The sequence below is a fragment of the Streptomyces coacervatus genome (assembly GCF_029223485.1).
Classification (GTDB): domain Bacteria; phylum Actinomycetota; class Actinomycetes; order Streptomycetales; family Streptomycetaceae; genus Streptomyces; species Streptomyces coacervatus.
On sequence record NZ_JARHTP010000012.1, the window covers coordinates 36,187 to 48,937 of the forward strand.

At 66.8% G+C, this 12,751-nt stretch carries 4 protein-coding genes; 1 reads left to right on the top strand and 3 read right to left on the bottom strand.

Annotated elements, in window-relative coordinates:
- Positions 1-56: 56 nt before the first annotated feature.
- Positions 57-6,869: an RHS repeat domain-containing protein gene (locus P2Q00_RS28170; protein ID WP_275775724.1), complete on the bottom strand. Its 6,813-nt coding sequence runs from the start codon at positions 6,867-6,869 to the stop codon at positions 57-59.
- Between the two features lie 479 nt (positions 6,870-7,348).
- Here P2Q00_RS28170 and P2Q00_RS28175 point away from each other — a divergent pair, with 479 nt between their 5' ends.
- Positions 7,349-10,873, top strand: coding sequence for a DNRLRE domain-containing protein (locus P2Q00_RS28175; RefSeq protein ID WP_275775726.1), 3,525 nt, complete (start codon positions 7,349-7,351; stop codon positions 10,871-10,873).
- A 265-nt stretch (positions 10,874-11,138) separates the two neighbouring features.
- Here P2Q00_RS28175 and P2Q00_RS28180 read toward each other — a convergent pair whose 3' ends face one another.
- Complete coding sequence (locus P2Q00_RS28180; protein ID WP_275775728.1) at positions 11,139-11,843, bottom strand: hypothetical protein; 705 nt, start codon at positions 11,841-11,843, stop codon at positions 11,139-11,141.
- A gap of 401 nt (positions 11,844-12,244) precedes the next feature.
- Positions 12,245-12,691 carry a helix-turn-helix domain-containing protein gene (locus P2Q00_RS28185; RefSeq protein ID WP_275775730.1) on the bottom strand — a complete coding sequence of 149 codons (447 nt, stop codon included), beginning with the start codon at positions 12,689-12,691 and terminating at the stop codon, positions 12,245-12,247.
- Positions 12,692-12,751: the final 60 nt, after the last annotated feature.

A 12,751-nucleotide genomic window follows, 5' to 3' on the forward strand; every position in this document is an offset into this window, starting at 1 on the left:
GCTGCGCCCCCGCCGGACAGTTCCGGCGGGGGCGCAGCGATCGGATCGGGAAGGACTCAGGCGCAGTTTCTCGGATCGCAGGCGCCGTTGTAGGTCGGGGTTTCCACGGCCTCGTGGAATCCGAACGGGTCGAAGAAGTCCTTGCCCATCTCCCAGAGGCCACCCCAGAGTCCGTAGCTCCGCACGTAGCTGTTGGCCTGGGCGAATGGCATCAGCGAGCCCGCTATCCCCAGCACACGGCCGCGAATCCTCGGGCTGACCCGGGCGGAATTCGCCTTTCCGGTCACCGCGTTGAAGACCCTGCCATTGTCGAATCCGGTGTCGGGGTGAATCACCCGGACGCGGGAGTCGTTGGCATAGCTGTTGGAGACGTCGTTGGCCTGGGTGGCGCTTTGGGCCACGTACACTACATTGTTCGCCTGCCCCTTGCCGTTGGGGTTCATTTTTCCGTTGATGTCGCCCTGGATGTAGTGGAGTTCCTTTCCGTCCTTGGAACTCGTCGCGTCGAAGTCGATCACGTCGACCATCCTTCCGTCCTTGTAGGTGACCCGGATGAAATCGGACGTGGTTCCGTTGAGCCTGGTCTCTCCGTTCTTGTCCGTGAACTTGCCCTTGCCCACGATCGGGTTGGTGTCATCTTGCATGAGGTAGATCTCGCCGGTTCCCTTGTTGGCACCGTCGGTGTAGAGCCCGGCCGCCTTGAGGTCGTCGTTGAGGTACTGCAGAGCGCGTCTCGCGGCTTCGTTGTCAGGCTTCGTGCCGATGACGTGTCCGATGCCGTACTCGTCATAGATCGCCTTGCGGCCGTCCGGCAGCGTCGTCTGCGTCAACCTGGGTGTGGGCTTGCCGTTGTTGCCCGGCCCGCCGCCCATGCCGGCGCCGGGGATGAGGATGGGGCTCAGCCCGGTCGGGTCGCTCTTGCTGATCGGGCTGTTGTTGCTGTACGAGTAGCCGTTCATCTGGAGTGGGTCGGTGATGTCGATGAGCGGGTCAGTCGAAAGGAAACGGCCCGAAGCCTGGTCGTATTCACGTGCCCCGATGTGGGTCAGGCCGGTTGCCGCGTCGTCGATACCGACACCGAGATAGCCGCGCCTGTTGGGCCAGCTCGACGGCTTGGTGCCACGGATCTCACCGTACGGCTTGTAGGCGCGGCGGGCCACCGGCTGGGTGCCGGACAGTTCGACCATGGTGGTGGCCGTGCCGAGGTGGTCGGCGAGCAGCACGTTGATCTTGTGACCGGTGGTCCCACCGTTGACCGTGCTCCGGACGACGGTCGGAGCGCCCTCCTGGGCATAGGCCCGGGCGGCCTTGGTGATTGTCCCGCTCGCGTTCGTCGTCACCTCAGTCTCGCCTAGGTACAGGGTCGAGCCCGTCGCCGAGTTCTCCAGGAGGCGGTTGCCTTCGGCGTCGTAGACGTACGTCGTCTTGTTGCCGTCGTCCGTGATGGTGTCGAGGCGGTTCTCCTGCGTCCAGGTCAGGTTCTGCGTGGTGGTGGCAAGATCGCGGATCTCGGTGTTGCCGGCCGCGTCGTAGGTGTAGGAGCTGCCCTTGCCGGACGGGCTGGAATCGATCCTGTCCACGGTGTGGGGCTGCTTGCTGTCGTAGTTGTAGCTGTAGGAGATGTTCTTCGTCGCGTCTGCGGGATCGTGCTCCGTCAGAGAGGCGCGGTTGCCGAGCCAGTCGAAGGTGAAGGACTGGCGGTAGGCGGTGGCTCCCGTGGCGACGGTCGCGGCGTCGGGAGCCGCGGCAGCCAGGGTCGAGGTCAGTGAGGCGTCGGGGCTTGAGGTGTCGGTCGCCGCGTCGGGTGCGTCGGCCACTGGACCGGTGGAAGCCTCGTAGTCGGTCCGGGGGCCCCAGGTCGTACCGTTCGATGCCTTGCAGCCGGTGGCCTTGCCGTCCGGGGTGACGGTCGACGTCCAGGCATTCACCATCTCGCCCATGACGTCGTAGGTGAAGCACTGGGTGTCCCAGGTGGTTCCCGAGACCTCGGTCAGGCTGCGGGCGTTGGACGTGATGGTGCCGGAGGCGTCGTACGAGTAGTAGCTGTCGGCGATGCGGTGCGGGTCCGCGGTCTCACGGTCGGCGACCGTGCGTTGGAGGCGGCCGGTGTGCGGGTCGATGAAGTTGGTCGTCCACACGCGGGCCGGCTGGGAGCCGGAGACCGTGCGCAGGGGCTCGCCGAACGGCGAGTAGGTGACGTCCGAGGTGTACCAGGCGCGTCCGGAAGTGGACTCGGCCAGGCCGTCGCTGTTGTACCGCGTGATGACCTTCTCGGCGGCAAGGCCGCCCACGGCGGGCAGCGTGACCGACTGGGGCTTTCCGCTGACCGGTGTGTAGGTGAACGCGTAGGTGTAGGTGCCGGAGAAGCCCGCGGTCATGGTGTTGGACGGGATGACCGTCTCACGGCCCGTGGGCCGGTACTCGGCGTCGTAGCCCGTGACCCGGTTGATGTAGTCACCGTTCGCAGTGTGCCTGGTGGAGGCCACCGGCCTGCCGAGCCCGCCGGGCAGGGTGTCGTAGGTGAACTCCTTGACCGGCGTGGCGGTCTCGGATCCCTCGCGGACCTTGGTGGTCCGGCCCAGGTCGTCGTACTCGGTGTAGGTCGACTTCCCCCGCGAGTTGGTCACCTTGTTGGGCCGGTCGGCGGCGTCATACCAGGTGTCCGTCTTGCCGGCGTCCGGATCGGTGGCGGAGGTCACGCGGCCACGCGCGTCATAGACGTACGACCAGATGTTGCCCGCCGGATCGGTGACCTTCGTACGGTTGCCGCGGGCGTCGTACTCGTAGGCGGTCGAGCGCCCTGTGTCGGAGGAGCCGGAACCGCTGTAGTGCTTCACCGAGGTGACCCGGCCGAGGGCGTCGGTGTAGGTCCGGGTGCGCGCGGCGGTTCCGCCTGCCGGATCCACATACGTGCTGGTGTCGCTGTAGGACGTGTACGTCGCGTACCGGTAGTCGCCGTCGAAGTAGGTCGACTGGCGGACCGGCCGTTCCATGCCGTCGTATCGGGTCTTGGTCCAGCTTGGAATCGAGCTGGTGGACTTCGGAGTGAACAGTTCGGCCGCGGGTTCGCCCTTGGCCAGGTAGCCGGCGGTCTGCTCGTCGACGAGGCCGTGGTCGTCGTACGAAATGTCCGTGACGATCCTGCCCGGGCCGTGGGCCTCCTCCTGGGTCTGGACCTTGCGCATCAGGCCGTCGTAGATCGTGACCTGCTTGCTGTAGGTTCCGTCGTCCTTGAGTGTTCTGACGGTGGCCGCCGCCGGGCGCGTCGTGTCGGAGGTGGCGACGGCGCTCTGGTAGTCGATGAGGACGTCCGGGGACTTTCCGCCGGACGACCGGGATGCCGACCAGCCCTTCACCGAGCGCCCAAGGGCGTCGTACTCGGTCCGCGTCACCCGCCCGTTGGGGTCAGTGACCGTGAGCGCCAGGCTGCGGCCCGGGTCGAAGGTAGTGACGGTGGCGTGGCCCAAGGCGTTGATCGCCTTGATCTGGGTGACCGGACCGCCGTCCTCCGGCGTGTACTGGGTCTCGCTCGTCCCCTCACCAGGCCGGGTCACGGTGCGCTTGCGGCCCAGCGCGTCATAGGTCGTCGCGGTGACCTTCGAGTACGAAGTGCCGGCGCCGTCGATCTCGGCTTCGGAGGTGACGTCGCCGTGCGTCGGGTCCGTACCGTAGGCCTGCTTGTCGTAGCTGTAGCGGACCGCGGACTTGAGCTGCTTGGCAGGGTCCGCCGTGTCGTAGCCCGCGCAGGAGGTGCCTGTGGTGCGCTTCTCCTTGGTCAGACCGATCAGCCACACCGAGGTGTTGTGGACGTACGACGTCCTGGTGCAGGTCTGGTCGGAGAGGGTCTCTCCGCCGGATCCGTTGGGCTTCACCACGGCCGTCTCGACCTGGTAGGGCAGGCCGTAGGTGTCCTCGAACGACGTGAGCGTGCGCACGGACCGCCAGCTCGTGTCGACCGTCTGGATCTCCTCCATGCGCTTGATGCCGGCGCGGTGGGCGAGGAGCGGTTCGAGATCCGTGCCGGTCTCGGCCTCGCGGGCACGGGACGCGGTCTGCTTCGACCAGGGGTAGTTCAGGGTGCGGTTCTGGACTCGCTTGTCCGAGTTCAGATAGGCGATGGTCTCCGCCGCCAGGCCCGCGTACTGCGGCGCGTCGTCCTCCACCAGCGTGTACGTGCCCGTGGAGTCCTTGACCACGCCGCCGACACCCTGGAAGTAGCGGGTCATGGAGTACGACTGGGACTGCGGGTCGCCCTGCTGGGAGGTGGACTTGCTGCCCTTGGTGACGGCCACCTCGCGGTAGCCGCGCCAGTCGCTGTAGGTCTGCAGCGCAGGCCGGGTGAACTCGTCGACGCTCTTGGCCCAGGCGGGGCTGCTGTACGTGTACGTCGTGTGGATCGGCTTGCCGTGCGAGGTGACCTTGTCGGTCTCGGTCACGGAGTGGACCACGTACTTGTTGAACCAGGCTTTCGCAGGCGTTCTCTCGTCGTCGTCGGGCGACCAGCGCACCGGGAAGCACGTGCCGTTGTTCCTGCCCTTGTCCTCGGCCGGTTCGCTCGTGCAGCCGCCCTTGTACTCGACCTCGATGTCGCCGCCGTACTCCGTGGAGACGGTGCCGATGCGGGGCCGGGTGAACCCCGGGCGCTGATCGTTCGAGCCGCTCGGCACCAGGTTCGGAAGCTGACGGTCCAGCAGGCGGGTGCGCAGCGGCGACCTGGGGCCCACCGAGTACTCGGCGAAGCTGACGCCGTCCTTGTGCTGGAGGGTGCCGGTGGTGTCGCCGGGAGCGAAGCCACGGCGGGTGATCGAGTTCAGCCAGAGACCCGGGGAACTGTCGTACCAGTCCTCGGGAAAGGACTGGTGGAGCTCGTAGGTGTCCACCTTGCCGAGACCGGTCTGGCCAGCGCGGGCGCCCTTCGTCGTGACCGTGCCCAGTCGCTTCTGAGTCCAGAAGGACGGGAAGGGCGGGCAGAGCTTCGACGACGACTTGCAGTTGAGGTTGCCGGGGGTGTCCCACCACGGACGGTACGCGCCGGGGTCGTCGGTCCTATCGAAGTTGGCCGCGGCGCAGGCCGCCTCCGACTTCAGGCAACGCTCCTCCACACCGAACTCGACCATCGCCGACGGCTTGGTCAGGTCCGAGCGCATGCCGTACTCGATGACCGTCGGGTAGGCGAAACGGTCGTACTGCTCGGGCGATTTGAACTTCTTCTTGACCGCGTAGTAGTTCGTCTCCTGCCTCCAGGAGACGACCATCGTGTTGCCGTGCACGTCGACGACCTTGTCCAGACCCCAGCGCCAGGCCTGCTGCTTGCCCGCGCCGCAACGGGAGTCGGCGAAGGCCGTGGCGTGGCAGGGCTCGCCCGGGTGGTTGCCGAAGACGGGGACGGTGGAGACCGAGTCGGTGTCGGCGTGACCGCCGCCGACCTGGTTGAGGCCGTAGTAGTACTTGGTGCCGTCCACGGTGGTGACGACCCAGTACTCACCGTTGTTGTCGCCGTTGCTGCCACCGGTCTTGTGCTCGACGCGGGTGCCGTCGTCCTGCTGGGGCCGGTAGACCTCGGTGTCGGTCTCGGGGTTGCTGCCAGCCGCCGCGTCCCGGACCAGTTCCGTGGTCTTGCCCGCGAGGGACATCACCGCGTTGTACGACGCCCAGCACAGATCGGACGTCTTGTCCTTCTTTGCGGTGTTGTTGGGGGTGCCCGAGTTCAGCGTTTTGCGGTCGTCCTTGCAAGTCCGGTAGCGGCGCTCGATGTGGCCTGGGTCGTACTCCCAGCCCTCACCGATCCAGGAGGACTGGGGCGAGGCGATCGCGGTACGGCCGTCCACGGACTGGGAGTTGTAGGTGAAGGAGATGCCGGGGACCGGACCCGCTGGCGCCGCCGGAATCGCCAGCGGGTACGACCACATGAACGCGCCCGAGGAACCGCCCGCCGCCCACTTGCCGTTGGAGGCCAGGGGCGTGGCCTTGAAGGTGCCGCCCGCGCCGCCGCCGGAGTCGACCGCACCGATCACGGCGGAGTCGCCGGTCGCCGCGGTCGGCGTGCCCGAGGCGGTCTTCGACGTGCGGTAGGCGGCTTGGACTGCCGACGGACCGCCTGAGAGCGCCGCCCCGGCGGCCGAGGCCTGGGAGACCGTCCCGTCCGCCGCCGTGTCCACCGTCGCCGTGATCGACTGCGACTTGGTGTCGTTAGTGGTCTCCAGTTCCTCGTACTCCTGGCACTCCTCGACGTCCGGCGTGGTCAGGTAGCACTCGGGGAACTGCACGAAGCGCAGCCGGGAGGCCCAGTCGGCGCCGTAGAGGTTCTTGAACCTCGCGTAGTCGAGTTTGACGGAGATCGGAACGGAGCCGGTCGCAGGGGCCTGTACCTTGACGACGGCACCGTCGACGCCCTGGGACACTGGGGCGGCGCGGTCGTAGACCTGGACGCTCCATGTGCCGGTCGGCGCAGCCTGGTCCGGGGCCTGGCCGAGGCTGACGGGGAGATCCCCGACAGGGGTGAGGCCGACTTGCCGAGCCGATGTACTGGCCTGGCTCGTGGTCGCCGTCGAACCGAAGCTCACCGTGCCGGCGTCTGGTGCGGGAGCCGTGGCTGTGCCGGCCGGGGCTTGTTCCAGGTCCTCGGGAACCTCGACCTTCAGGGACTCCAGGTCTCGCTCGAAGGTCTCGCCTGTAATGGTCTCCTCCTGCTCCAGTGCCTCCAGGTCGAGAGTCGCACGGCCCTTCTCGGCGACCGACGGATCGGGGGGCAGGGCCAGTGACTGGGTCGGGAGCAGGGTGACGAGCAGGGCCGCGCCGATCGTCGATACGACGACTGTGCGCAGACGGCGCACATAGCGACGGCGGACATGCGAAAAGCGACCGAACACGGCGAGGTCCCCCCGGACCATTCGAGGCGGGACCAGGAACGGACCACGCGTGATGGCTTATCAGATACCGGGATTCTGTGGTGCGTATGTGAAGTTCCGCTAGGCGATCCGCGCGGGTGTGATGATCACCACGGTGCGTAACAGGGTCAAGCGTAAGTAAATATCATATCGGGAATCCGTTAAGTATTGGCAATCACTTCCCCATTGCAGCCAACTGGGCAATTCGCAGATTTCATTGCAAATACTCTTTGAATTCATCCCATTGAGCCCGATTTGCGTCTTTTTCCTCTCAGGGCAGGTGATCGACAAGGAAGTTGTCGGCTGCTCACCCACGTCCCCCCTGCGGCCGGCCCGCTCGATCCCCTCATCCCCGGCCCCGGCTGCGAAGCGTGACGGCGGCCCGCTCATGGGTCATCATCGGCTCGCCCGGCCGAGCAATGTCCCGCGCCGGTTCCAAGGGGGGAAGGGGAACTCGCCCGATGACGCGCAAGGAGCGCCGACGTGGTGTGCCCGCAAGACGGACCACGGCCACCGTACTGACCGCGGCTCTCGCCGCAACCGGCATCACCTTCATCGGCCTCGGCCTGGACCACTCCGGAGCCGGGGGCGAGTCGAAAGACAGCCGGAGGACCAGGCCGGTCACCGAAGCCGCCGCACTGACGAAAGCGGCGAAGACCGGGAGGGCCATCGAGGTCACAGCCTTGCGTACCGCGCGGTCGACTACCTGGGCACGGCCCGACGGCTTCCTAGCGAAGAAGCTGTACTCCACCCCGATCCGGGCCAACGTGGGAGGTGAGTGGAAGCCCATCGACTACAACCTCCGACGCACGAAGGCGGGCTGGGAGCCGAAGGCGACGAACTCCCGGATGGTGTTCTCGGCGGGATCGAAGACGAACGGCACAGACTCCCGGACCGCCTCCGAGGCCGGTGACTCCAAGACGGCACACAGCGGCAGCGACCGCGCCTCGCGCTCCGGCATCCGCCGTATCTCCCTGGTCAAGGGCCTCCGCACCGCCACCGCGGCCGACACCGCGAGCCCTCTGGTCTCCCTCATCGTGGACGGTCACACCATCCAGCTGACCTGGCCGGGCACGATCCCCACTCCCGTCATCGACGGCTCGCGCGCGCTGTACCCGGAGATCTTCCCGGGAGCCGACCTCGTCCTGACCGCCGACGACGAGGGCTTCGCCCAGCTGCTCGTGCTCAAGAACCGCGCGGCCGCGGCGGATGCCCGGGCCAAAGAGCTGTCGTATGGCATCACCTCCGCCGATCTGACCTTCCGGCTCGACCCGGTCAGCAGCGTGCTGACGGCTGAAAACGCCTCCGGCGACGAGATCGCGGTCTCGCCGACCCCGCTGATGTGGGACAGCTCCGGTTCCCCTGCGGTCACCGACGGCGATGTCGGAGCCACCGCACAGCCGACTGCCGAGGAGAGCCCGCAGCCCAGCTCGCCGGCCTCCGACGATCCGAGCGACAGCACGAACCCGACCGAGCAGTCGATCGAGACCGACGAGCAGGGCGACACCACCCCAGAGACCCTCCCACCGGCTACTGACGGCCCCGAGCCCACGGTGCCGGAGTCACCTCTGCCGTCCGTCCCGCCCGAGCCGACTCCCGCGCCCTCGCAGACCGGTTCCTCGGCCACGCTTAGCCTGTCCGCACTCGACGGACCTTCGCCGGACTCGCGCGGCGAACTGGTCGAGAGCGATCTGTCCGGTGCGAACTGGTTGATCACCCCGAATGCGGACTTCCTGGCCGACCCGGCGACCAAGTACCCCGTCTTCATCGACCCGTCGGTGAAGAAGCACACACAGAACTGGACGACGGCCTACAGCCGCCACCCCAACGCCACGTTCTACAACGGCAAGGGTTTCAACAAGGGCGGTAGCCACGAGGCCCGGGTCGGCTTCGAGTCGGATACCTGGGGCACGTCGCGCTCGTATTTCAACATCGCCTTCGACAAGGACCTCAAGGGCACGAAGATCACCAGCGCGAAGCTGCGAATGCTGGAGACCTACTCCTGGTCGTGCAGCGCCCGTTCGATGAGTGTGCACCTCACGGGCGCAGTCAACAGTCACACCAACTGGAAGAACGCGCCCAGGCTGTACGACGGCAATAAGTTCGCGTCTAAGAGCTTCGCGCACGGCTACAAGTCCGGATGCAGGGACGCGTACGAGACCTTCGATGTGCGCAAGGCCGCGCAGAAGCGGGCCGACGAGGGCAAGGACTCGATCACGTTCGGTCTGCGGGCCACGGACGAGCACTCGCAGTACGCGTGGAAGAAGTTCCAGGCGAACGGCGACAGCGCCCCGGTCCTGGAACTGACCTACAACCGCAAGCCTGCCATCGACTCCAGGTCGCTCGACCTCGGCCCCGATGCCAAGTGCACCACCACTGAGCCGTACGTCCGCGTCGGCGCGGGAAACCTGACGTTCACCGCCCGTGGTTCGGACAAGGACAAGAACCTCGACCACCTGGATTTCGACCTATGGCCGCAGGGCAAGTGGCAGACCACCGGTGACCTGCTCGGCTCCACGGGTACGGTCTCGGTGGGCGGCGACAAGGACACGGCGCTGCGCACCACCAGCGGCTTCCCCACGAGCAAGCTCACCAACGGCACCCTCTACTCGTGGCGGGTGCGGGCCGTGGACGACGCGAACGCCAGCTCCGCGTACACGCCGGCCAAGACGCCGTGCCGCTTTGTCCTCGACACCACCGCGCCCAGGCCGCCGAAGGTCAGCTCCACCGACTTCCTGAACGCCGACGGCGCCGAGAACGGCTTCGGTAACGACGCCGAGGACGCAAACTGGTCCACGAAGAAGTTCGGTACGGCTGGTTCGTTCACCGTACGCGCGCTCAACACGGACGTCGTTCGCTACGAGTACGGCTTCAACTCGGCGAACTACCCCTTCTCCCTCAGCCGCACCTCCGGTACGGCCACGAGCGTCAGCGCGACGCTCGCGAACGCGAAGCCGCCGACGGCCGGACCCAACGTGCTGTATGTGCGGGCCGTTGACAGCGCGGGCAACACCTCGCAGCCGACCAAGTACTTTTTCTACGTCACCCCGCGAGACCAGGCCGACTCCCCAGGCGACGTCACCGGCGACAAGCTGCCCGACCTGATGGTCGTCACCGACGCCGGCAACCTGGCCATGTACCCCTCCCAGGCCACCACCGACCTGGCCAAGGGCACAGGCGACCTGGACTACTCGATGCCGGGTGGCTACCGGGCCAACCCCGACAAGGACCCCAACGGCGACGACCTGCCACCGTTCGTCTCCGCGCCCTCGGGGCACTTCAAGGGTGCCCTGATCACCCACAACGGTGACGTCTACGGCGGTGACGGCCTCCAAGACCTGGTCGTCCGCCTCGGCGACAAGCTGTGGGTGTACCCCGGCGACGGGTACGGCGCGGTCAACATCGACCGCCGGGTGGAGATCCTCCTCCCGGCAGGTGCACCGAACCCCGCGTCCCTCACCCAGTTCGTCTCCGCAGGCGACGTCACCGGCGACGGCCGCACGGACTTCTTCGCCACCATGGGCGACGAACTGTGGGCCTTCACGGGATACCACGGCGCCAGCATCGACCAGGCCATCCGGCTGTCCTCCTCATCCTGGACCGACCGAGACATCGTTACTGTGGCCGACGTAAGCGGCGACGGTGTAGCGGACATGGTGTACCGGAGCGATGCATCCGGGCGGCTTCTCCTCCGCAAGGGCATCAAGGCAAACGGCGGCGGCACTGACCTGAACTCCCTGGCCGCCGCCAGCAATTCCGCCGACGGAGAGGACAGCGTTTACGGCGCCTCAGGCTGGGGTAGCGGCAACATCTACCTGCTCATCGGCACGCCGGACGCCAATGGCGACTCCATCCCCGACATTTGGACAGTCCACACCAACGGCACCGTGCGGTTCTACTCCGGCAGCCGCACGGCCCTGTCCGGCTCGGGTACGGAGATCATCGGGACGGCGAGCTACTGGAAGAACCGCATAGCCATCGGCTGAGGCACGTTCAGGGGAGCTCCCGGGGGCCGACCGCTTGCTGCGCGGTCGGCCTCCGCGGCGCTCTCTGCATTGTTGGGAAAACGCCGGAACTGATCGGCGTCCTCGCCAGAGGTAGCGGACACGGACGTAACCGGACGCGTCGCCGCCCTCAACATCCATGCCGACGCGCGCGACATGCCGCACTAGCTCGTGCTTGCGCTGCTTCCCAGGGCTGCCGTCGCGCATCACTGGGGCTCAGCAGCAGCATGCCCCGGCGATAACGGGTTCACGAGCACGTGGTGTTGCGGGCCGTGCGGATGTTCGGCAGCTTGCTGTCAGAACGTCCAGCTGCGCCGGTCGGCCAGCCATCGCAGAGTGACTTCGCCGCACCATGTCTGATGCTGGCGAAGGTGCGGTGACCTGTCCGCCGGGGACTGTGCACCGGAGGCCAAGAAGAAGCCAGAAAGCGCGGCGAGGGCGGCGTCGAGTTGCTCGTCGGCGACCCCGAGGGCGGTGGGATGTGCCGCGAACAGGGTCGTGGCGTCGTGGCCGTCAGCGAATGCGGTGGCCAAGAGGAGGACGAGGTCGAACCAACTGGCTCCGAGGCACGGCCAGTTCCAGTCGCAGAACACGCGCCGTTGCTGGTGTCGATGAGGACGTTGTCCTGGCGCAGGTCGTGGTGCAGGACAGCCGTCCCGGCTACCGCCGACCCCAATACCGATTCCAGCTCGGCTAGCGCACCCAGCTTGTCGAACGGCATCCAGCCTGGAACGGAGAGTGTCGGGTCGAGGGTACCGGCGGCCAGGGTGCGCCAGTCGTCGAAGTCACCGCCGTCACCGACCGGCTTCAGGCCAACCTGCTGGAGTTCCACAGACGGTACTGCGAGAGCCTCGGCGGTGACGGCGTACGCGGCAAGGGTGACGTTGAGGTCGTCGGTCTTCCAGGGCGCGGAAGGCATGCGGCCGCCCTCGACCACGTCGAAGCCGAGCACGAGCCATCCGTCGTGCTCTTCCGTCCACCGGATGCGGGGGGGGCCGGAACGGACGCCGGGAGAGCCTCGTTGACCAGTGCTTCCCGCCGGTAGCAGTCCGCCACCGCGCTGTTGGTCACGGCATCGACCGCTTTGATGAACTGGGAACCGTCGGCGCCTCGGATCACAGCTGCGTATCCGCTGGTGAAGCCGCTTCCGGCGCTCTCCTCAGCTCGTGCGGGACCGCCGAGGTGGCATTGAACGCGGTCGCGGACGTGCTGAGGAAGCTCGGACCAGCAAGGGCGAGTAGCGGTCGCACTGTACTGAGGCCGCGGAGTGAGGATCTTCGGCATGCAGCCAGGGTGAGGGGCAGCTCGCCAGTGCGCGACAGGTTTCTGAAGGCGGCGACGATCACGGCGAGGTCAGGATCGCGAAAGGGACGTTGGAGTGGAGCCAGCGGGCGGATGGTGCAGGTTAGGCCGCAACATCGGTCCGGTGAGTTCTGGTGGAGCTTGTAGGCCATCCAGCAGCTGAACGATCTTGTCGATGTTGGTCAGCTTGCGGGCTCCGGACTCGAGCATCGACAGGAAGGGCTGGCTCAAGTCGGTGAGTGCGGCTATGTCGTCCTGCCGGACCCCGCCATGCTGTCTGATCAACTGGCACAGGTGCCCGAATTCGCGGTTGATGAGGGCCTGCCGGACATCAGGTAACTGCCAGATGTCGATGGGGATGCTGCGCGCGGTCGGCTGGTTCTCACGGGTACAACCGGAGCACACATCTTCCTTGTTGTACCGGCTCAGACGGCATCGGCAGAGCTTGCAGATCCGGGTGCCGCTGGCTTGTGTGGGGGTGTTTCTCGCGGCGCTCATGGCGTGCTCCGTGCTCGACGGTGCTAGGGCGGCATCTGGCGAGCGCCAAGACGAGTGGCC